This window comes from Paractinoplanes tereljensis (assembly GCF_016862435.1).
GTDB lineage: Bacteria > Actinomycetota > Actinomycetes > Mycobacteriales > Micromonosporaceae > Actinoplanes > Actinoplanes tereljensis.
This window is the reverse complement of the sequence record NZ_BOMY01000055.1, coordinates 75,514-96,156: the sequence shown is the minus strand read 5'-3', so window position 1 is coordinate 96,156 and position 20,643 is coordinate 75,514. Positions and strand designations below refer to the sequence as shown.

General features: G+C 70.4%; 23 protein-coding genes. 12 read left to right on the top strand and 11 right to left on the bottom strand.

Going from position 1 to position 20,643, the window contains the following annotated elements; genetic code table 11:
• The 7 genes from Ate02nite_RS43130 to infA all read left to right on the top strand — a co-directional run bounded on the left by Ate02nite_RS43130 (nucleotide 1) and on the right by infA (nucleotide 4,932).
• On the top strand, nucleotides 1–393 hold the full coding sequence (locus tag Ate02nite_RS43130; RefSeq protein WP_203726471.1) for a PAAR domain-containing protein: 393 nt from the start codon (nucleotides 1–3) through the stop codon (nucleotides 391–393).
• Complete coding sequence (locus tag Ate02nite_RS43125; RefSeq protein ID WP_203813749.1) at nucleotides 393–800, top strand: GPW/gp25 family protein; 408 nt, start codon at nucleotides 393–395, stop codon at nucleotides 798–800. Before Ate02nite_RS43130 ends, Ate02nite_RS43125 begins: the two co-directional genes overlap by 1 nt.
• Nucleotides 797–2,755, top strand: coding sequence for a putative baseplate assembly protein (locus Ate02nite_RS43120; RefSeq protein WP_203813748.1), 1,959 nt, complete (start codon nucleotides 797–799; stop codon nucleotides 2,753–2,755). Before Ate02nite_RS43125 ends, Ate02nite_RS43120 begins: the two co-directional genes overlap by 4 nt.
• A complete protein-coding gene (locus Ate02nite_RS43115; RefSeq protein ID WP_203813747.1) occupies nucleotides 2,752–3,309 on the top strand; it encodes a phage tail protein in 558 nt (185 codons plus the stop codon). The genes Ate02nite_RS43120 and Ate02nite_RS43115 overlap by 4 nt, the downstream gene beginning before the upstream one ends.
• Nucleotides 3,302–3,811 (top strand): zinc-ribbon domain-containing protein, encoded by a 510-nt coding sequence (locus tag Ate02nite_RS43110; protein WP_203813746.1) that lies wholly within the window; start codon nucleotides 3,302–3,304, stop codon nucleotides 3,809–3,811. The genes Ate02nite_RS43115 and Ate02nite_RS43110 overlap by 8 nt, the downstream gene beginning before the upstream one ends.
• 155 nt (nucleotides 3,812–3,966) lie before the next feature.
• Complete coding sequence (locus Ate02nite_RS43105) at nucleotides 3,967–4,707, top strand: GNAT family N-acetyltransferase (RefSeq protein WP_239148129.1); 741 nt, start codon at nucleotides 3,967–3,969, stop codon at nucleotides 4,705–4,707.
• 3 nt (nucleotides 4,708–4,710) lie between these two features.
• Nucleotides 4,711–4,932: a translation initiation factor IF-1 gene (infA, locus tag Ate02nite_RS43100; RefSeq protein ID WP_203813745.1), complete on the top strand. Its 222-nt coding sequence runs from the start codon at nucleotides 4,711–4,713 to the stop codon at nucleotides 4,930–4,932.
• Nucleotides 4,933–4,935: 3 nt separating this feature from the next.
• Here infA and Ate02nite_RS43095 read toward each other — a convergent pair whose 3' ends face one another.
• The 7 genes from Ate02nite_RS43095 to Ate02nite_RS43065 form a co-directional block, all read right to left on the bottom strand.
• On the bottom strand, nucleotides 4,936–6,039 hold the full coding sequence (locus tag Ate02nite_RS43095) for a CU044_5270 family protein (protein WP_203813744.1): 1,104 nt from the start codon (nucleotides 6,037–6,039) through the stop codon (nucleotides 4,936–4,938).
• Nucleotides 6,036–6,557, bottom strand: a complete 522-nt coding sequence (locus Ate02nite_RS43090; RefSeq protein ID WP_203813743.1) for an RNA polymerase sigma factor — start codon at nucleotides 6,555–6,557, stop codon at nucleotides 6,036–6,038. The genes Ate02nite_RS43095 and Ate02nite_RS43090 overlap by 4 nt, the downstream gene beginning before the upstream one ends.
• Before the next feature lie 61 nt (nucleotides 6,558–6,618).
• Entirely contained in the window at nucleotides 6,619–7,272 is a 654-nt protein-coding gene (locus Ate02nite_RS43085) for a peptide chain release factor-like protein (RefSeq protein WP_203813742.1), read from the bottom strand.
• On the bottom strand, nucleotides 7,269–8,306 hold the full coding sequence (locus tag Ate02nite_RS43080; RefSeq protein ID WP_203813741.1) for an RNA ligase RtcB family protein: 1,038 nt from the start codon (nucleotides 8,304–8,306) through the stop codon (nucleotides 7,269–7,271). Before Ate02nite_RS43080 ends, Ate02nite_RS43085 begins: the two co-directional genes overlap by 4 nt.
• A gap of 170 nt (nucleotides 8,307–8,476) precedes the next feature.
• On the bottom strand, nucleotides 8,477–9,367 hold the full coding sequence (locus Ate02nite_RS43075) for a LysR family transcriptional regulator (RefSeq protein ID WP_203813740.1): 891 nt from the start codon (nucleotides 9,365–9,367) through the stop codon (nucleotides 8,477–8,479).
• 12 nt (nucleotides 9,368–9,379) lie between these two features.
• Nucleotides 9,380–10,282: a YeiH family protein gene (locus Ate02nite_RS43070; protein WP_239148128.1), complete on the bottom strand. Its 903-nt coding sequence runs from the start codon at nucleotides 10,280–10,282 to the stop codon at nucleotides 9,380–9,382.
• A 70-nt stretch (nucleotides 10,283–10,352) separates the two neighbouring features.
• Entirely contained in the window at nucleotides 10,353–10,616 is a 264-nt protein-coding gene (locus Ate02nite_RS43065; protein WP_239148127.1) for an arylamine N-acetyltransferase, read from the bottom strand.
• Between the two features lie 13 nt (nucleotides 10,617–10,629).
• Here Ate02nite_RS43065 and Ate02nite_RS43060 point away from each other — a divergent pair, with 13 nt between their 5' ends.
• On the top strand, nucleotides 10,630–10,998 hold the full coding sequence (locus Ate02nite_RS43060) for a hypothetical protein (RefSeq protein WP_203814004.1): 369 nt from the start codon (nucleotides 10,630–10,632) through the stop codon (nucleotides 10,996–10,998).
• 44 nt (nucleotides 10,999–11,042) lie between these two features.
• Here the strand turns inward: Ate02nite_RS43060 and Ate02nite_RS43055 are convergent, their stop codons facing one another.
• Complete coding sequence (locus Ate02nite_RS43055; RefSeq protein ID WP_203813738.1) at nucleotides 11,043–12,482, bottom strand: XRE family transcriptional regulator; 1,440 nt, start codon at nucleotides 12,480–12,482, stop codon at nucleotides 11,043–11,045.
• A 127-nt stretch (nucleotides 12,483–12,609) separates the two neighbouring features.
• Between Ate02nite_RS43055 and aceA the strand changes: the two genes are divergently transcribed.
• From aceA to Ate02nite_RS43040, 3 genes are all read left to right on the top strand, one after another.
• Nucleotides 12,610–13,893 (top strand): isocitrate lyase, encoded by a 1,284-nt coding sequence (aceA, locus tag Ate02nite_RS43050; RefSeq protein ID WP_203813737.1) that lies wholly within the window; start codon nucleotides 12,610–12,612, stop codon nucleotides 13,891–13,893.
• A gap of 1 nt (nucleotide 13,894) precedes the next feature.
• The gene (aceB, locus tag Ate02nite_RS43045; protein ID WP_203813736.1) at nucleotides 13,895–15,523 is read left to right on the top strand and encodes a malate synthase A; all 1,629 of its coding nucleotides are present in this window, start codon (nucleotides 13,895–13,897) and stop codon (nucleotides 15,521–15,523) included.
• A gap of 148 nt (nucleotides 15,524–15,671) precedes the next feature.
• The gene (locus Ate02nite_RS43040) at nucleotides 15,672–17,093 is read left to right on the top strand and encodes a glycosyltransferase family 39 protein (protein ID WP_203813735.1); all 1,422 of its coding nucleotides are present in this window, start codon (nucleotides 15,672–15,674) and stop codon (nucleotides 17,091–17,093) included.
• Nucleotides 17,094–17,096: 3 nt separating this feature from the next.
• On the opposite strand, the gene Ate02nite_RS43035 is transcribed toward Ate02nite_RS43040, so the two are convergent.
• Together Ate02nite_RS43035 and Ate02nite_RS43030 are read right to left on the bottom strand one after the other, a co-directional pair.
• Nucleotides 17,097–17,810, bottom strand: coding sequence for a carbohydrate kinase family protein (locus Ate02nite_RS43035; RefSeq protein ID WP_203813981.1), 714 nt, complete (start codon nucleotides 17,808–17,810; stop codon nucleotides 17,097–17,099).
• Nucleotides 17,807–18,100, bottom strand: coding sequence for a hypothetical protein (locus Ate02nite_RS43030; protein WP_239148126.1), 294 nt, complete (start codon nucleotides 18,098–18,100; stop codon nucleotides 17,807–17,809). The genes Ate02nite_RS43035 and Ate02nite_RS43030 overlap by 4 nt, the downstream gene beginning before the upstream one ends.
• 74 nt (nucleotides 18,101–18,174) lie before the next feature.
• Between Ate02nite_RS43030 and Ate02nite_RS43025 the strand changes: the two genes are divergently transcribed.
• Nucleotides 18,175–19,197, top strand: a complete 1,023-nt coding sequence (locus tag Ate02nite_RS43025) for an aldo/keto reductase (RefSeq protein ID WP_203813734.1) — start codon at nucleotides 18,175–18,177, stop codon at nucleotides 19,195–19,197.
• Nucleotides 19,198–20,201: 1,004 nt separating this feature from the next.
• Here the strand turns inward: Ate02nite_RS43025 and Ate02nite_RS43020 are convergent.
• The gene (locus Ate02nite_RS43020; protein ID WP_203813733.1) at nucleotides 20,202–20,600 is read right to left on the bottom strand and encodes a response regulator; all 399 of its coding nucleotides are present in this window, start codon (nucleotides 20,598–20,600) and stop codon (nucleotides 20,202–20,204) included.
• Between the last annotated feature and the right edge of the window lie 43 nt (nucleotides 20,601–20,643).

Below are 20,643 nucleotides of genomic sequence, written 5' to 3'. Positions count from 1 at the left end.
ATGCCGCAGCCGGCCGCACGCCAGAACGACCCGGTCACCGGGACCGACATCCACATCCTGCTGGTCCCGTCGCCGGGCGGCCCGGTGCCCACCCCCACCCCGCTGCCGTTCGCGGGGCAGCTGATGCTCAGCCTCTCCACCGACGTACTCATCAATGGTCTTCCGGCCGCGACCCAGGGCAGCATCGCGCAGAACATGCCGCCGCACATCCCGCCGTCGCCGTTCAGCAAGCCGCCGACCAACCAGGGGCGGGTCATCATCGGCTCGCCGACCGTGCTGGTCAACGGCAAACCCCTGGCCCGGATGGGCGACCAGGTGGCCACCTGCAACGACCCGGTCGACGCGCCGACCAGCGTGATCAGCGCCGGGTCGCCCGACGTGCTGGTGGCGTGATGGCCGGCGACGACTTCATCGGCAACGGCTGGGCGTTCCCGGCCGCGATCAACCGCAACGGCAGCGTGCGGCTGGTCACCGGCACCGAGGAGGTGGACGCGGCGATCCGGATGATCCTGTCCACCGTGCCGGGGGAGCGGGTGATGCGGCCCGAGTTCGGCTGCGCCATGTGGGAGCAGCTGTTCGCGCCGCTCACCGCGGGCACCCTCGGCCTCATCGAGCAGGCCGTGAAGGAGGCCCTCGAACGCTGGGAGCCGCGGATCGAGCTGCAAGCCGTGGACGCCGACGGGGAACAGGCCACCGGAACGGTGCACATCACGGTCGCCTACCGGGTGCGGTCGACAAACGACGTACGAAATCTGGTTTTTCCGTTCTACACGATTCCCACCGAGGAGCCGGCGCCATGAGTCTGCCCGCACCCGACCTGGACGATCGCCGGTTCCAGGACATCGTCGACGAGGCGAAACGGCGGATCAACCGGCTCTGCCCGGACTGGACCGACCACAACGTCTCCGACCCCGGCGTGGCGCTGATCGAGCTGTTCGCGTGGATGACCGAGATGACGCTGTACCGGCTGAACCAGGTCCCCGACCGGCTCTACGTGAAGTTCCTCGAACTGGTCGGGGTGGAGCTGTTCTCGGCCGTGCCGGCCCGCGCCGACCTGCTGTTCCGGCTCACCTCGGCCCGCGAGGACGTGGTGCGGGTGCCGGCCGGCACCCAGGTCAGCACCGAGCGCCGGGAGGACGAGGCACCGATCGTCTTCCTCACCGACTCGGAACTGCTCGTCACCCCGCCCAAGCTGATCGCCTGCCTGACCCACACCGGCGACCGCTACGCCGACCACTGGGAGGAGTTGCGCCGCGAGGCCGCGTCGGTGCAGCTGTTCCCGACGCTGCAGGTCGACGAGGCGGTCTACTTCGGGCTGCAGGAATCGGCGGCCGGCAACCTGCTGCGCCTGGACGTCACCACCGGCCCCGAGGGCGCCGGCGTCGACCCGCGCCGCCCGCCCCGGGTGTGGGAGGCCTGGGACGGCACGGCCTGGAAGAACGTCCGGATCCTGGACGACACCAGCGCCGGCTTCAACTCCACCGGCGAGGTCACCCTGCTGCTGCCGATGCGGCACGAGGCCCTCGCGATCGGCTCGAAGCGGGCGTTCTGGCTGCGCTGCCGCCTGGTGCGGCCGGTCGAGGGGCAGCCCGACTACACCAACCCGCCGATCCTCGAGCAGCTCTCCGCGGTCTCGCTCGGCGGCGCGGTCCCGGCCCACCACGCCGAACCGGCCCCGTCCGAACTGCTCGGCGCCAGCAACGGCCGGCCCGGCCAGGTCTTCCAGGTCCGCCGGGTGCCGGTGCTGCCGCGCCGGCACGACGAGACGGTCCGGGTGGTGCTGCCCCGCCACGAGCGCACCGGCGAGCCGGAGGAGCAGGAGTGGATGGAGGTCGCCGACCTGTCCGACGCGGAGGAGGACGACCAGGTCTTCACCTGGTCGGGCGCCACCGGGGAGATCCGGTTCGGGCCGCGGGTGCTCGACCGCGAGGGCAAGGTGTGGCAGCACGGCGCGATCCCGCCGATCGACGCGCAGATCTACGTGACCGGCTACCGGTTCGGCGGCGGGCGGCGCGGCAACGTGCCGGCCGACCGGCTGACCGTGCTGCACACCTCGATCCCGTTCGTGGCCGGGGTGACGAACCTCGACCCGTCGGCCGGTGGGGTGGACGCCGAGACGGTGGAGAATGCCAAGGTGCGTGGCCCGATGCTGCTGCGTGGCGGCCGGCGGGCGGTCACCGCCGAGGACGTGGAACGGCTCACCCTGGACGCGGCGCCGAGCGTGGCCCGGGCCCGCTGCCTGCCACCGGACAACCCGTCGGACCCGGCGCGCCTGCTCGTCGTACCCCGGGTTGATGTTGCTCCGGAGAATTTGACCTTGGATGACCTGGCCATCTCCGAGGAGCTGGAGGAGACGATCAAGGCCTATCTGGAACCGCGCCGGCTTTTGACGATGCGCTTGCGCATCGACGCGCCGCGCTACCAGGGGGTCAAGGTGGTCGCGGAGGTGCGGGCTGCTCCGGGGGTACGCACGGAGACGGTGCGCGAACGCGCGGAGCGCGCCCTCTACGAGTACCTGAACCCGCTGACCGGTGGGCCGAGTGGGCAGGGCTGGCCGTTCGACACCGACCTGCGCCTGGGCGACGTCTACGGCGTACTGCATGGGTCGTTCGGGGTTCAGGGGGTTGAGGCGGTCCACTTCTTCTCCGCCGACCTGCGCCGCAAACGCACCCTTGACCAGGTCGAACAGCGGTTGCGGCTGCTGCCCGAGGCGCTGTTCATGTCGTACGAGCACCGGGTGGTGGTCCAGCAATGACCGGCCATGACGGGTGGCTCGTCGAGCAACTGCCCCGGGTGATGGCCACCGACCCGGTGCTGCGCGACTTCGTGACCGCTTTCGAACAGACCCACGACACCGTCCGGGAACGCATCGACGCCATCGAGTTCCAGATGGACACCGGCCTGGCCAGCCCCGACATGCTCGCCTACCTGGGTTCCTGGCTGGGCGTCATGCTGGAGCCCACCGACCCGGCCGAGTACCGCCGCTCGCTGGTGCGCGAGGTCGGCAAGCTGCTCGGCTGGCGCGGCACCCGGTACGGCGTGGAGGCGCTGCTGCAGGCGGCCACCGGCGCCCGGGTCACCGTGATCGACGCCGGCGGCATCTTCGGCAGCAACGACCAGGTGCCGGCGCCCGACCCGGTGGTGGTCGTCCAGATGGACCACACCGGCCACCTCACCGAGAAACAGGTGATGGCGTTCCTGCAGAGCGAACTACCGCTCGGCGCCAAGATCCAGCTGGACGTCCGCTTCCAGCCGCAGCCCGCGCGCGGGCGCGCCCGCCCACCCGGCAGTGGAGACGACAATGCCTGAGATGTACGGCCAGGTCCGGCAGATGCCCTGCCCCGACTGCGGCAACCCGGTGATGCCGGACCGCGACCAGCTGTGCCAGAACTGCGGTTACCCGCTGATGTTCCTGCGCAAGGGCGGCGGCACCGACGACGCCCAGGCCCAGGCCATCCCGCGCAGCCCCAACGAGCGGGTCGACGAGACCGGCATCCGGGCGGTTCCGCAGCAGGTGCCCCGCACCGTGACCCGGCAGTTCCCGGCCAGCAACTACGGCGCCCCGCCGCGCGGCCAGGCGCAGTGCCGCAACTGCGGTTACCCGAACGAGCCGGTCCGGATCCGCTGCGAACGCTGCGGCATCGAGCTGCAGCCGGCCCGCCCGCAGGCAGCCCGGCTGGCCCCGCCCATGATCGCCCAGCAACAGCCCGGCAAACGCAGCTGGACCTGGCTGCTGATCTTGCTGATCATCCTGGCCGCGCTGTCCCTGCTGGCCCTGATCGCCGCACTGGCGTGGCTGTACCTGGGGTGATCTGGTACCTTTCATGACGCCGTGGCACCAACCGAGGAGGTGAGACCCGTGAACGTTTGTCCGAAGCGGGCGCTTCCCCTCGTCGTCACGGGCCGGCACTGATCTAGGTGCCGCCGGGAGCGCCCCGACAGAGCGATCCCGAAAGGCACCAAACTATGAACCCTTTGAAGTCCCGCCACGCCGTGCTTCTCGCACGCGTCGCGGACGGCCGGTGGCACGCGCTGGAGGACGACCTGGTGGTCGGCCGCGGCGAGGTGTCGCGGCGGCCCGATGAGCGGCTGTTCGTCAGCATCGACGCCTGGAGCGACGAGGCTTTCGACCGGCTGGCCGAGGCCATGCTGGCCGAACTGCCCCGGCCGCTGCACACCCTGGTCGACGAGACCGACCTCGACCTGACCGCCCGCTGGCTGCGAGCCGGCTTCACCGTCCGGCGCCGGGAGTGGGAGTACACCGTACCCACCGCCCCCGACGACGCCCTGCCGCCGACCGGCGTGACGATCAAGGCCTTCGGCCGGGCCGAGGAGGCCCCGCTGGTCGCCCTGGACCGGGCGATCCGGGCCGAACGATGGCCGGACCTGCCGGCCGAGATCTTCGTCCCGCCCGCGCTCGACCTGTCGAAATACGCCGTGGCCGCGGTCGACGGGCACTACGTGGGTCTGTTGCGGGTCGCGATGGTGACCCGGCTTCCCCGGATCGGGCTGATCGCCGTCCGGACCGACCAGCAGCGCCGCGGCATCGGCCGGGCGCTGCTGGCCCACACACTCGGCGCCCTTCACGGCGTCGGCAAGACCACGGCCTCAGCCGAGGTTTCCGAATCCAACGTTGCCGCCACCGCGCTGTTCGAGGGCTTCGATGCCCGGCGGACCGGCAGCAACCTCGAACTGGTGGTGCGCTGAGCTATGCCAAGAACAGCCAAGGGAATCGAGCTCGAGGGCACCGTCCTCGAATGTATGCGTAATGCGAACTTCAAGGTCGAACTGCAGAACGGGCACACGGTGCTGGCCCACATCAGCGGGAAGATCCGGAAGAACTACATCAAGATCCTGCCGTTCGACCGGGTGCTCGTCGAGCTGAGCCCGTACGACCTGACCCGCGGCCGGATCGTCTTCCGCTACCGGTAGCCCTTACTTCGGGGGCGCCTCGTCCGTGGTCCTCTGCTCGAGGACCACGGTGTAGGCGAGGACGCTCCCGGGGTCGAGCCGGACGGTCGTACCGGCCGGCTTGACGACCCGGGTCTCCCGGCCGAGCGCGCGACCGGTGGCGGTGTCGATCACGAACCGCTGCTCGATCGAGCCGTACGTGGCGTTCCCGGTGGTGAAGGCGAAGCCCTGCCCCGGGCGTCCGCTGTGATCGGTCACGGCGCCGAGCGAGCGCACCCCGGGCAGGGTGGCGATCAGCCGGAGGCCGGCCGCCCGCACCTGGCCGCTGACCGGCAGGTCGACGAGCAGGCCGGAGGTCACCGACAGCAGCCACTCCTGCTTGTCGGTGGGCATGTCGCTGCCACCGCCGTCGAACGACTTCAGCAGCCGGGCCTTCAACGCCGCCGGGTCGGCCGGGAGTTTCTCCAGGTCGCGCAGGGTGACGTTGTCGTTGCCGAAGGCGTAGATCTCGGGGTCGTCGTACGAGTCGACCTGTCGCTTCCCGCCGTCGATGCTCACCGGGTAGCCCTTCCCGAGCTCCCCGCTCGGCAGCGGCTTGCCGACCAGCACCTGGTGCGGTGAGCCGGCGGCCCGCCAGGCGGCGTCGTCGGCCGGGGTGAGCGGGGTCATCCCCAACCGAGTGGAGATCACCCGGTTGGGCTCCTTCCCGGAGCGGGAGAACCAGGTCTCGTACGAGGACTTGGACGTCATCTCGTAGGTCGCCGTCCCGGTGCCCACGGTGATCGTCGAGCCGTCCTCGGTGCGGATGACCAGGTACTTCCCGGACCCGTACGCGTCGGTGCTGCTGTGTTCGGCCGCCGTCAGCAGCAGCTGGGAGGCGGTGAGCGGACGGTCCGGCATCGCGGCGTCCGGGGTGTGACCGGCGGGCTTCTGGACCGAGACCGCCACCACCACGGCCACCGCTACGGCCGCGAGGGCACCGGCCGGGACCAGCAATGCGGCCCGGAAACGGCGGGCCGGGGCGGTCCGCTCCCATACCGGTACGGGCATCGGCGGCGTCCCGGACGGATCCAACTGGTCCGGTCGCGCCTCGGCGAGGACCTTCATGATGTCGGGGTGCTTGTTCATCGGCTGGGCTCCTTGGCGATGGTCAGCTCGTCGGCGGCCGCGACGGCCCGGGCCAGGCGGTTGCGGGCCCGGTGCAGGCGCACCAGAAAGGCGGGGGTGGAGCAGTTCACGACGCGCGCCGCCGCCCGGGGCGACAGGCCGTCCCAGGCGATCAGCGTCAGCGTCTCCCGGTCGTTCTCGGATAGGCCGGCGAGCGCGGTGAGCACCGCCGACCGTTCGGCCACGCCGTCGGCGATGTCCGGTTCGGCCGCCCAGTCCCGCAGCTCGCCGGCCACGAGCCGGTGCCGTTCCTCGTCGCGATTCCGCGCCCGGATCACGTTGCGTGCGACGCCGAGCAGCCACGGAAGGGCCGCGGTGCGCGGCATCTTCGCGAAGCTTCGCCAGGCGACGAGGAACGTCTCCGCCACCACCTCGTCGGCGAGGGGCCGCCCGGCGCGGGCGACGGCGTAGGCGTACACGCGTCGGTGATTGTCGGCGTACAGCGCGGTGAACTCCTCTGCAGCCTCTAGGTCTGCCACTGATGAGCCGTCCTTAGTCAGGTTTTACGGTCACCTGGAAATGCGCCGGGGAGCCGTTTTCTTACAGGTAACCTCGCTCAATCCGGACCGGGTTGCCGCGTACCAGGTTGTCGTGGACCTGCCAGCGGGCGGTGACGGCGGCCTGGGCTGCGGTTTCGATGCCGCGGGAGATCTTCTCCCGGAGCAGGCCGATCGCGATACGGCGGTTCTGGCTCAGGTAGCGCTCGGTGTCGGCGACCACGGTGAAGCCGGTCGGCCGGTGGGTGGCGCGCACCGCCGTACTCGCCTTGTTGCGGTGCTGACCGCCCGGCCCGCCGGTCCGGACCGCGACGAAGTCGATATCGGCCTCCGCGAAGCGCAGCGACGGGACCTCGACCTCGCACGGCTCGGAGATGACGTACCAGTTCTTGCGGCCCACCTTGCGATAGGGGCTGGGCGCCTGCCAGCACAGCGTGCCGGTCCAGCCGGCCGCGAACGCCTCCGCGCCCGGCCCGTCGATGCGCAGCAGCACCGAGCGGAACGTGCCCGCCCGCTCGCCGGGAACCGACTCGAGGCGGTCGACCATCAGCGCGGCGGTAGGGGATCTCGGCCGCTTGACCTTGGGCCGGGCCTCCGGGTCGGCCGCCGCCGCCTCCAACCGAAGGACCAGACGGGACACGGCCCAGGCGCATTCCTGCGGGCCGCGGCCCGCCGACATCAGCAGGTGTACGGTCATCGCCGCGCCACCTTGTAGGTGACCAGCGGAACCGTGGTGGCGATCGGCGTGGCCAGGCCGTGCGCGGTCAGGTCCCCGATCACCTGCTCGATCTTCTTGTACGCGGTCGGTGCCTCCTCGAACAGCAGCTGCCGGTCGTCGCAGACGACGAGCGAGCCCACCGGGGTGCGCCGCAACTCGGCCACCGTGTGTTTGGCCTTACCCCGGCGCAGCGCGTCGGACCGGGACATCTTGCGGCCGGCCCCGTGCGCGACCGACCAGCCCGCCTCCGGCCCGGCGTGCCCGGCCACCAGGTAGGACCGGGTGCCCCGGGTGCCGGCGACCAGCACGGTCCGGCCGTCGCCGTTGGCGGCACCCTTGCGGTGCAGGTAGCCGCCGTCCCGCCACTCCACCGAGTTGTGGCACTCGTCGACGATCGGATCCTCGGGGACGGCGCCCAGGGCGTACGCCACCCGGGCGGCCATCAGCCGCCGGTTGAGCGACCCCCAGCGCACCGCCTCGTCGTGGGCCTTCAGGTAGTCGGCGGGCGAAGCCGCCGGCCCGGCGCCGTGCTGCGCGGTGTGGTCGCGCAGGATGCTCTCGCCGAGCCCACGCGAACCGCTGTGCACGATGAGCACCAGGTCCTTGGTTTCGTCGAGCCGGGCCAGCTCCACGAAGTGGTTGCCCCGGCCGACCGTGCCGATGGCGTCCAGGTGGCCGAGCGGGACGTCCCGGCCGACGAAGTCCCAGGCCGGGTCGTCCGGGTCGGGGGAGCGGTCCAGGTCGGGGAAGCGGGCGGCCAGTTTCTCCGGCACCGGCCGCTTCAGCGAGATCGGGAAGACCGCGATGCCGCAGCCGATGTCGGAGCCGACCAGGAACGGGTAGAGCACGGTGGAATGCATGGCGGCACCGATCGGGGCACCCTTGCCGGGGTGCAGATCGGGCATGCCGGCCACGTGCAGCATGCCGTCGAGGGCGGCCACCTGGTGGCACTGGTCGACGGCGTCGGACTCGATCCAGCTGGATGGGGACGCAAAAATGCGAACGGAAGCCATTGCTCACTTTCCGTGCGGCGAGGTGCCGCTTCAGCGCGGCCGCGGCGCTTCGGCGGCGAGGTGCCGCTCAGGCGCGGCGAGATGCCGCGAGAGGAATCCCGCAGGGCGGGCGAAGGAGTCGAGGGCGGTTCCGTCAGCGATACATGCGAAGAGGATCGCGCAGACGGCGCTCAGGCGGCAATCGAATTAGCGATCAGCTCGGCCGCCAGGTCGGTCGGCGCCGCCCCGAGCCAGACCGCGTGCAGCGGCCGGACCAGCGACAACCCGCGCACCCGCACCTCGACCAGCTCGCCGGCCCGCACCAGGGCGTCGGTGGCCCGGGCACTGACCACCCCGATGCCGCCGCCGGCCCGCACCGTCGCCAGGATCGTCGTGGTGGAGCCCAGGCTGGTGGCGTGCGGCAGGTCGACGTCGCCGAGCGCGTTCAGGAACGTGTTGCGGGTCCCCGATCCGGGCTCGCGCAGCAGCAACGGCTGGTCCGGCAGGTCGGCGATCTTCAGCGAGGCCCGCGCCGCCAGCGGATAGCTCGCCGACACCACCAGAGCGACCCGATCCTCGCCCACCTGGCGTGAGCTGAGGCCGGCCGGGATGTCCGGCGACTCCACGAAGCCGAGGTCCGCCGCCCCGCCGCGGACCGCCTCGCAGACCCCCTGGCTGTTCGCGACCTGGGCGGAGATCTCCAGGTCGGGATGGGTGCGGCGGAGGGCGAGCAGCCAGGCCGGCAGCATGTACTCGGCCACCGTCAGGCTGGCCGCCACCCGCAGCCGGGCCTTCTGATCGTCCCGCAGGGTGCGAACGCCGTCGGCGAGGGTGTGCGCGGCCTCGATCACCTGCTGGGACCAGACGACGACCGCCTGTCCGGCCGGGGTCAGCAGGCTTCCGCGCCGGGACCGCACCAGCAGCGGCACGCCGAGCCGCCGCTCCAGCTTCGCGAGGCGCTCGCTCGCGGCCGGCTGGCTGATCCCGTGCCGCTGAGCGGCGCGGCCGACGCTGCCGGTCTCGGCGACCGACAGCAGCAGGTCGAGCGCCGGCAGGTCGCTGATCCACGGCGGCAGGGGCATCGGTGCTCGATCCTACGTGAGTTGCTGCAGGCCAAGGCTGGTAGCGGCGACCGACACCCAGAGCACGAAGCCGAGCAGCAGCGGCCGCGGCCCGGCCCGGCGCAGCGCGGCCACGTCGGTGGACAGGCCCACCGCGGCGAGTGCCACCGCCACGCACCCGACGGCCAGCCAGTGCAGCGCCGGCAACACGACCGCCGGGATGAACCCGATCGTGTGCAGGCCCGCCATCAGCACGAACGCGCCCAGGAAGGACAGCTGCCGCCAGCCGGAACGGCCGCCCAGCGCCAGCACCACCGGCACGATCATGAGGGTACGCACGAGCTTGACCACGACCGCGTGCTCGGCCGCCACCGGCCCGTAGCCGGTCGCCGCGGCCACCACCGCACTGGTGTCGTTCACCGCCGTCCCCGCGAACAGCCCGAACGCCTCCTGGCTCATCCCCAGCAGGTGCCCGAGCGGCGGAAACACCACCACGGCGGCCACGTTGAACAGGAAGATCGTCGAGATCGCGTACGCCACGTCGGAGCTGCGCGCCCGAATGGCCGGGGTGACCGCCGCGATCGCCGAGGCCCCGCAGATGCCGGTGCCGACCCCGATCAGCGTGCGCAGATCACCCGGCACACCCAGCGCTTTCCCGGCCACCCAGGCAAGCCCGAGGCAGACCGCGAGCGTGCCCAGCATGACCGGAATCGAGCCAACCCCCACCGAGGCGACCTCACCGAGCGACAGCTGCGCCCCGAGCAGCACCACCGAGGCCTGCAGAACCGGCCCTTTCGCCAGGTCGAGGGTGGCTTGCCGAGGCTTGGCGACGCGGCTCAGCAGCACCCCGCCGACCACGGCGAATACGGGGACGCCCAGCACCGGCACGAGGGTGCCGCCCGCCAGCGCGGCCAGGCCCACCACGAGAACGATCACGCTTCTCAGCCTGCGGCCGGCCGACCCACCCGGGTAGCGGCCAACTTGGGGTCGCGGTCATAGGGGTTGCCTATGACACGGCACGATCAAGAACCACGCCGAAGAGATCCCGATAGGCGGCGAGAAGGTCGGCGTCCGACTCCAGCAGCGTCTCGGTCCGGCCCGCTTGACCGGTACGGATCAGGGTGCGCCCCGAGATCGTGATGCGCCCGTCCCCGTCCAGCCGGGTGCAGACCGTACCTTTCCGGAAGTGCGACCCCGGCCAGGTCTGCTGCCACCAGCAGGCCGGCCCGAAGTCGAGGAGCTCGCGCCCACGCCGCTCGATCCGATGCACCGGTTGCCCGTCCTTGCTGACCACCAGATCCGGGCTGCGCCGGAGCGAGCTGATTCCGTTGCGCAACCTGGCCAAGGCGCTGGCCCCGTTCGACGGTCAGCTGTCGGAGGCCTTCGCGGCGGACGTGGCCGCCCGGATCTCGGTGCGTAGCTTCGCGGCCCGGCTCGGCCTCCGGGAAATCACCAACCTGGTCGACGCTGATCGGCGGCATGTGGTGGAGCTGCACCGGATCGCTGACGACTTCAATGCGGCCGACCTGTCGCACCTCGATCTCGCCGGGCTGCAGCTGGCCGGGATTCGCTGGTCGGAGGGCACCCGGTGGCCGGAATCGTGGGTGGAGACGATCCGCCGGGCCTCGGATCCGCTGGGCGGTGGGACATAGGTGATGCGCGCGGACGGCACAACCCTCGAGTGCAGCCGGAGAGGCTAGGCGCGGCGTTCGAGGAACTCGTAGACGTCCTGGTTGTCTACGCCGGGGAACGTGCCCGGCGGCAAGGCTGCCAGCAAGTGTGAGTGCACTCGGGCGCTCGGCCAGGCTGAGCCGGCCCAGCGGGAGACCAGGTCGGTGGGTGGGCGGCGGCAGCAGTCGGGGTCGGGGCAGCGGGAAACCGTGCGGCGGGTCGTGTCGCCGCCTCGGAACCAGCGGGCGTGCTCGTATGGCGTGCCTACCGTCACCGAGAACTCGCCGGAGCGGGTGGACTCGATGTGGACGGTGCACCAGTACGTGCCGGCTGAGGTGTCGGTGAACTGGTAGAACGACGAGTATGGGTCTTCGGCCTGGAAGATGGTTCGGGACGCCCACTTTCGGCAGATCGGCTGGCCCTCTATCGCTCCCGTCACGTCCGACGGGAAGCGGACGCCGTCGTTCTCGTAGGCCTTGTAGACGATGCCGCTCTCGTGCACCCGGGTGAAGTGCACGGGAATGCCGAAATGCTGGGTGACCAGGTTGGTGAAGCGGTGTGCCGCGGTCTCGTAGGAGACGCCGAACGCGTCCCGGAAGTCGTCGATGGCCAGCGCCCGGTCGGCGTGGGCCACCCGCAGGAACTCCACCGCGAACTTCTCCGGCATCAGCAGCGCCGCGGCGAAGTAGTTGGCCTCGACCCGCTGGCGCAGGAAGTCGCCGTAGTCGTTCGGGTCGTTGTGGCCCAGCACGAAGTGCCCGAGGGTCTGCAGCACCACCGCGCGCGGGTCGTGGCCCTTGCCGCTGGCGACCTGGGGCAGGTAGATGCGGCGATTTTTCAGATCGGTGACCGAGCGTGTCGAGCCGGGCAGGTCGTTCACGTAGTGCAGGGAGAAGCCCAGTGACGCGGCGATGTCGAGGATGCCGCGCTGGGACAGCGGGCCGGTGGTGTAGCGCACCGACTGCAGCACCTTGGCGGCGGCCGCCTCGATCTCCGGGAAGTAGTTGTTGCGCTCGCGCATGTTGACCCGCAGCTGGGCGTTGGCCTTGCGGGCCACCTCGGGCGTCGCGCTCTGCGCGGTCAGCACCCGGTTGAGCTCGCGGTGCAGGCCGACAAGGGATTCCAACGCGTCCGCGGGCAGCCTGCGGCCGCCGCGAACAACCGGAAGACCCAGCGCCGCGTACGCCGTCTCCTGCTGGAAGTGCGCCAGGTCGATCTCCAGCCCGGCCCGCCGGGACGGTGCCTCGGGACGAAGAAGATCCTGCATCGGTACGCCGAGGGCGGTCGCGATGGCCTGCAGGATCGACAGCTTCGGCTCGCGCTTGCCGTTCTCGATCATCGAGAGCTGGGACGGCGCTCTTCCGACCGCTTCACTGAGCTGCTCGAGCGTCATGTTCTTGGATTTCCGCAGGTGGCGGAGCCGTTGGCCGAGGGTCACGAGGTCGACAGAAGGTGAAGCGGTCACGGGTTTGACGCTAACAGAAATTCCGCGTTTCTTCTGCTCACAAATGCCTCCCGAGCCCCTTGCGTGATGCGCGACAGTCAAATTCTTCCACCGAGCAACACGGCGACAGGGCAGGAAAGGGATTTCGATGACTGATCAGCTGACCCGGGGCGGTACCGCTGCGGACCTCACTCAGGCGTGGGCCGGCGATCCCCGTTGGACCGGCATCAAGCGCACGTACACCGCGGATGACGTGGTCAAGCTTCGCGGCACGGTCCAGGAGCGGCACACCCTGGCCGAGCGCGGCGCGCAGCGGCTGTGGGAACTGCTCAACAGCGAGGACTACATCAACGCGCTCGGCGCGCTGACCGGTGGCCAGGCGGTCCAGCAGGTGCGGGCCGGTCTCAAGGCCATCTACCTGTCCGGCTGGCAGGTCGCGGCGGACGCCAACCTGTCCGGCAACACCTACCCGGACCAGTCGCTCTACCCGGCCAACTCGGTTCCGGCCGTGGTCCGGCGGATCAACAACGCGCTGATGCGGGCCGACCAGATCGACACCGCGGCCGGCCGCTACGAGCGCGACTGGTTCGCCCCGATCGTCGCCGACGCGGAGGCCGGCTTCGGTGGGCCGCTCAACGCGTTCGAGCTGATGAAGTCCATGATCGTGGCCGGTGCCGCGGGCGTGCACTGGGAAGACCAGCTGGCCAGCGAGAAGAAGTGCGGCCACCTGGGCGGGAAGGTGCTCATCCCGACCCAGCAGCACATCCGCACGCTGAACGCCGCCCGCCTCGCCGCCGACGTGCTCGGGGTGCCGTCGCTGGTCATCGCCCGCACCGACGCCCTGGCGGCCGACCTGCTCACCACCGATGTGGACGAGCGCGACAAGCCGTTCATCACCGGGGAGCGTACGGCCGAGGGCTTCTTCCGGGTGCGGCCCGGCGCCGACGCGGCGATCGCCCGCGGCGTCGCCTACTCCGACTACGCCGACCTGCTCTGGGTCGAGACCGGCAAGCCGGACCTCGAGTTCGCCCGCAGCTTCGCCGAGGCGGTGCACAAGGAGCACCCCGGCAAGATGCTGGCGTACAACTGCTCGCCGTCGTTCAACTGGAAGAAGAACCTCGACGACGCCGACATCGCGCGGTTCCAGAAGGAACTCGGCGCGATGGGCTACAAGTTCCAGTTCGTCACCCTGGCCGGCTTCCACGCGCTGAACCACTCGATGTTCGAGCTGGCCCGCGGCTACGCCGAGACCGGCATGACCGCGTACGTGAAGCTGCAGGAGGCCGAGTTCGCGGCCGAGGCGGACGGCTACACCGCGACCAAGCACCAGGCCGAGGTCGGCACCGGCTACTTCGACGCCGTCTCGACCGCGCTCAACCCCGACAGCTCGACCACCGCGCTCAGCGGTTCTACCGAGGAGGAGCAGTTCTGACATGGGCGGCGAAGAGGTCACCATCACGGGCACCACGGACGGCCGTTACTCCGAGATTCTGACCCCCGAGGCCATCGCGTTCGTCGTGGCGCTGGACCGTGAGTTCGGCGCCCGGCGGGTGCAGATCCTGGAGCGCCGCCGGCGCCGCCGGGCCACCCGCACCGACGAGCTCGACTTCCTCCCGTCGACCCAGGCGATCCGGGACGACGCGTCCTGGCAGGTCGCGCCGGCCGCACCCGATCTCACTGACCGCCGGGTCGAGATCACCGGGCCGCCGGAACGCAAGATGACCATCAACGCCCTCAACTCGGGCGCCAAGGTCTGGATGGCCGACTTCGAGGACGCCACCTCGCCCACCTGGGAGAACGTGGTCCTCGGCCAGGCCAACCTGCGGGACGCGCTGGACGGCAAGCTGGACTACACCGCGCCGGACGGCCGGGAGTACAAGGTTGGCGCCGACCTCCCGACGATCATGGTGCGGCCGCGCGGCTGGCACCTGCCGGAGGCGCACCTGCGGGTCGGCGGCCGGCCAGTCTCCGCGTCGCTGTTCGACTTCGGGCTCTACCTGTTCCACTGCGCCCAGCGTCAGCTGGACCGGGGGAGCGGCCCGTACTTCTACCTGCCGAAGCTGGAGTCGCACCTGGAGGCCCGCCTCTGGAACGACGTCTTCGTCTTCGCCCAGGAGCAGCTCGGCATCCCGCGCGGCACGATCCGGGCCACGGTCCTGATCGAGACGATCACCGCGGCGTTCGAGATGGACGAGATCCTGTACGAACTGCGGGAGCACTCGGCCGGCCTGAACGCGGGCCGCTGGGACTACCTGTTCAGCATGATCAAGAACCGTCCCGACGTCGTGCTGCCGGAACGTTCCCAGGTCACCATGACGGCACCGTTCATGCGGGCGTACACCGAGCTTCTCGTCCGTACCTGTCATCGTCGCGGAGCGCACGCCATCGGCGGCATGGCCGCCGTCGTCCCCAGCCGGGACCCGGTGGCCGCGAAGCGGGCCTTGAACCAGGTGCGGCAGGACAAGCGGCGCGAGGTCGGCGACGGCTTCGACGGTTCCTGGGTGGCGCACCCGGGCCTGGTCGCCACCTGTCGCGAGGTGTTCGACCAGTGGCTGGGCGCCGAGCCGCACCAGATCGTGCGCAAGCGCGACGACGTGCGGGTCACCGCCACCGAGTTGCTGGACGTGAAGGCCCTCGGCGTGCAGGTCACCGAGGTGGCGCTGCGCAACAACAGCAGTGTCGCGCTGCGCTACATCGCAGCCTGGCTCGGTGGCCGGGGCGCGGTGGCGATGGGCGGCCTGATGGAGGACGCGGCCACCGCCGAGATCTGCCGCGCGCAGCTCTGGCAGTGGATCCACGCCAGCACCCCGACCGACTACGGCGTGCCGGTCTCGGCCGCCCTGGTCACCCGGATGCTGCGCGAGGAGCTGGACGTGCTCAGCGAGACCGGTGCCCTGGACGAGGACTCGGCCCGGCGGTTCGGCCAGGCCCGGACCCTGCTCACGGTCCTGCTGACCGAGCGCACCTGCCCCGAGTTCCTGACCCTGCCGGCTTACCTCCGGCACATGTCCGGCGGGTCCGGAACTCCTGCCACCACCGAACAGGCCACTGTCGCAGCCTGAGCGGTAGCGAGAACGGCGCGGTCCCGGCACTGGGCCGCGCCGTTCCTCGTCGCCTGGGGGAAACTCCAGCCGGACGTCGTCTTCCGCACATGTGAGTCACGGCGCATTTCAACTGATCTTCAAGTTTCGCCGGGCAAGATACCGCCCGATGATCACCATGAAGCGGTGGGCGCCCGCTCTTCTGCCCGGCGTTCTGATGCTCGTCCTCGGGCTGGTGCGGCCTACCCGGGCGGTGCTGAGCTGGGACGAGATCGCCACCGCCGACGTCGCTCGCCGCTCGGTGTCGCAGATCTGGCTGCTCGCGCACCACATCGACGGGGTGTTCCTGCCGTACTACCTGTTCATGCACCTGTGGACCACGGTCGTCGGCGACTCGGTGCTGGACCTGCGGTTCCCGTCGATCGTGGCGATGGCCGGGGCGGTCGCCCTCGCCGGGGAGCTGGGCCGGCGGCTGTCCGGTCCGGCGGTCGGGCTGGTCACCGGCTTGCTGCTGTGCCTGTTGCCGAACCTCTCGCGCTACGCGGCCGAGGCACGGCCGTACGCGTTTGCCTGCTTCTTCGCCACCCTGGCCCTGCTGCTTCTTTACCGGGTTTTGGATGCGCCGAGCCGGCTTCGGTGGGCCGTCTACGGCGGCGCGGTCCTGGGTCTAGGGCTCAGCCACGTGGTGGCGCTCACCACGCTTGTCGCGCACTTGGTGATCCTGCTGATGCGTACCCGCCGGGCGGTTCTGCCCTGGATTTTGACCGTCGCGGTGGCGCTTGTTCCGCTGTTGCCGCTGCTCTGGTGGGGGACCCATCAGCGGCAGGCGCAACTGCACTGGATGCCGCCGCTGACCGGCGCCACGATCTACCAGTTCCCGGCCGAGCTCACCGGCACCGCCCCCACCGCCTGGCTGCTGCTCGGCCTGGCGCTGCTGGCGGCGATCACCGCCGACCGGCGCTCGGTCGAGCTGACGGTCGCCGGCTTCGGGCCGCCGCTGGTCGTCCTCGCGCTGGCCGCGGCCGGGACCTCCTTCTGGGTGAACCGCTACCTGCTGTTCGCGCTCATGCCGATCGCGATGCTGGCGGCCACCACGCTGGTACGGGCGGCGACCGCGCCGCGATGGCAGACCCGGGGCGTACGCCTTCTCGCGGCGTTCTGCCTGGTCGGTCTGGTCGCCGTGCCCGGCGAGATCGAGGTACGCGGCCCGACCGTGAAGAACGGCAGTAACTACCGCAAACTGGCCGCCCTGATCCGTTCCGGCCAGCAGCCCGGCGACGTGCTTGTCTACCAGGCCGGCCGCACGATGCGGGCCGGCGTCGAGTACTACCTGCGCAACGACACCGGCCGCCCCCGCGACGCCCTGGTCAGTGCGTCCGCGGCGGCCATCGGGTCGCTGTCCGCCCGCGAATACCCCGACCCGGTGGTCAGGTTGGCCGGCACCGACCGGATCTGGCTGGTGCTCTACGCCCGCCGCACCGACCCGCTGACCGGCCGCCCCGACCTGGCGTCCTTCCTGCGCGAGGGCTACCACCAGGCCGGAGTGTGGACCGGCAAGCGCGCCACCCTCGCGCTCTATGTCGCGGACTAGCTGTCAGACGGCGCGCCGGAGCTTTTCGCGGGCAAGGTGCATGCCCAGGTCGCAGCCGGGCCCGAGCCGGGTTGGGTCGCGGCACAGTTCGGTCAGCAGGCCGGCCGCGAAGACGTCGCCGGCGCCGGTGGCGTCTCCGATCTCGGCGGTGGGCAAGGGTTTCTGTGGGCGGAAACCGTCGCCACCGGGGCCGTGCCATCGGGTGCCGGACGGCTGCTTCACCACGGTCACGGCGTTGCCGGGGAGGTCGCCCAGCGCTTCGAACTCGCGGCGGTTAACCAGCAGGAAGTCGGCCAGGCGCAGGATTCCGTCGATGTCGGCGGTGCGGTTGGTACACCACACGTGGCCCGGGTCGAGGCTGATCAGGGTCTGTGGCCGCTTTGCCTTGACCGCGGTCAGCAGCGCCCGCAGCCGTCCCGGGCTCCGGTCGTCGAGGAACGATGTGACGTGCAGGAACCTGGCCCGCGTCAGGTAGTCGGCCAGCTCGTCGAACGCGCCGTCGAGGTGGTCGGCGAAGGTGGTGTTGGCGCCGGCGTGCGTCAGCAGCGTCCGCTCACCGTCGCGCATGACCGAGACACAGGTGCCGGGCAGGTGATCGTCGTCCCGGAAGACGAATCGCCGGTCGATCCCGGCCGCGTCGAGTGCCGCCGGCTCCGCCGAAGTCGTCCGCCCGGTAGTCGAGGTTGAGCGCCCCGATGCCGACCACGTCCAGCTCAGACGTCACGCACCTCGATCACCCGGGCGGTCGGCGCGGCGTCCCCGGCCTGCTCGCGGAGCGCGAGCCGCTCCGGGTCGGCCATGAACGACTCGTACCCGGCCCGCGCCCGAAACCGGATCACGTGCACCTCGGCAGCCTGGTCGGTGCCGCGCAGGCGTCGCTCGAGCGTCCCACCATGCCGGCCCAGCAGCCCGAGCACGGCGTCCTCATAGCGCTGCCCACCCGCGGATTTCCCAGCCGCCATCTCCACCACGGCCACCAGCAGGAGTTCCCCGGAAACGCTGTCCACCTGCGGAGTATCCCACCGCTGGGAGGTACTGCTGTTACCTGCCTTGGCGGCTCGCGGGTGCCTACCGTCGAGGCATGGAACTTCGACCGCTTGGGCGCACCGGCGTCCACGTCAGCAAAATGTGCCTTGGGACCATGATGTTCGGGGACTGGGGGACCAAGGACCACGACGAAAGCATCAAGGTCATTCATCGGGCGCTCGACGCGGGGATCAACTTCGTGGACACCGCCGACGTCTACTCGCAGGGTGAGTCCGAGGAGATTGTCGGGAAAGCTCTCGCCGGGCGGCGGGACGACGTGGTGCTCGCCACCAAGTTCTTCATGCCGTTCGATGACGATCCGCAGCATCGGGGTGGGTCGCGGCGGTGGATCATGAAGTCGGTGGAGAACTCGCTGCGACGGCTCGGCACCGACTATCTCGACCTCTATCAGATTCATCGGTGGGACCCGACTGTCGATCTCGACGAGACCTTGGGGGCGCTCACCGATCTGGTACGGGCCGGGAAGGTTCGCTACATCGGGCATTCCACCTATCCGCCGTCCACCATCGTCGAGGCTCAATGGGTTTCGGAGCGGCGGGGGCGGGAGCGGTTCGTCACCGAGCAGCCGCCCTACAACATTCTGGTGCGCAACATCGAGAACGAGGTTCTGCCGGTCGCCCAGCGATACGGGATGGGCGTCATTCCGTACAGTCCGCTGGCCGGCGGATGGCTCTCCGGGCGCTACCGCAAGGACTCGCAGGACGGGCCGATGTCGCCGGCCCGGCAGCGGCTCGCCAACCGGTTCGACCTGTCGCTTCCGGAGAACCAGCGCAAGCTCGCCGCGGTCGAGCAACTGTCGCAGCTGGCCGACGACGCGGGCCTGACGCTGATTCAGCTGGCGCTCGCGTTCGTGCTGCGCCACCCGGCGATCACCGCGCCGATCATCGGCCCGCGCACCATGGAACACCTGGAATCCCAGCTGGCGGCGGCCGACGTGGTCCTCGCCGACGACGTCCTGGACCGGATCGACGCGATCGTGCCGCCCGGCGTCACCATCAACCCAGCCGAGAACGGCTGGGTCAGCCCAGCGCTCGACGCCACCGCCCGGCGGCGCTGAACACCTTCAGGATCAAGTTCGCAAGAACAACCATTTCCGGTACGGGCGACCCCGTAGACAACCGCATTTCCCCCCGACCGCCGCGACTGCGCGACCAGCGTGCGTCACCGGCACGTGCAGCGCCTCTCGCGCAACCGAACACACAACCCGGGGCTTTGCTTTGCGCACCAATACGCCCTGCTCTGCGTACCTCCGGTAAGCGCCGGAATTCCGGCCAGTGCCAGGCTTGGCCAGACCCGCCGCCCACCACGGAACCGAGCCCCAACGCCGCCACCAACGCCAGCGCCGGCGTCGCCACCAGCGCCGAGACCGCCACCAGGGCTGACGCCGACGCCGACGCTGGTGGCGGCTCCCACGTGATGGCTGCCGGATCGAAGCGTGGGTCGGCGTTCCACATCGCGGAGCCCGGTCCTGCCTTGTGGACAGTGCCGCCGACTCCCTTATCGGTGCCCGGCAGGAAAACGTGACATGCCGGATGTATCGGATGTCACTGACGAAGGCCGGCGCGATCTTGCGGAGTTCCTGTTCGCTGCGAGCAGTAGGTCTTCAAGGTCTGCGTGCCGGAGTGGGCAGGGAGGGCCCGGATGCGGAATAGGTCCGCACGGAAGGGGCAAAAGCTGGTAAAACGCCGTTTCGCCTGAGGCTGCCCGTCTGGGGCGGCCCGTCTGGGGGCTTACCTGGGGTGAGCAGAGCAGCGCGTATTGGTGAGCAGAGCAAACTGCCGAACGGGCTGGCGTTTGTCCTGGTCGGCAGGGTGAGCCGTCGCCCGCTGACGGGTTGGGTTGAGGTCTTGGGTCGGGACCGCCCGTGGCGGGCGCGCGGAGGGTGAGCTGCACCTACCGGGACCGAGTGCCACGGGACTGGGGTGGCGCGTACGGAAGAAGGGATCTGCTCTTTTTGGGCAAAGCAGCCAGTTCCCGGAAGCTGCTCCTTGCGGGAGGGGTCCTTGGAAATCGGCGCGCGTCGATCGGTGGGCCGGGTGCGGAACGCCGGACGCTCTGGATCTAGGTGTAGCGCAGGGACTTTCGGCCGATTGCGGCCACGTCGCGGATGGTCTGCAGCAGGGTGCCGGCGTCTACGCCCTTGCGTAGGAAGCCGGCCACGCCGGCCGGCAGTGCGGCCGCTACCAGGTCCTCGGTTACGAACGTGGTGTGCATGAGGACCCGGACCGTGGCCAGGCCGGGGTCGCTGGTGATCTGGCGGCTGGCTTCGACGCCGCTGAGGTCCGGCATCCGGTTGTCCATCAGGACCACGTCGGCCAGGCCGGCCCGGCAGCGAACGACTGCCTCCACCCCCGTAGCCGCCTCGGCCACTACGGTCATCTCCGGGTCGGCGTCGATCAGCGTGCGCAGCGCCTGCCGGATGAGTGGTTGGTCGTCGGCTACCAGTACCCGGATGGTCATGGGATGTCCTTCCCTCGTTCTCGTTTGCAAGATCAAGGGTCGC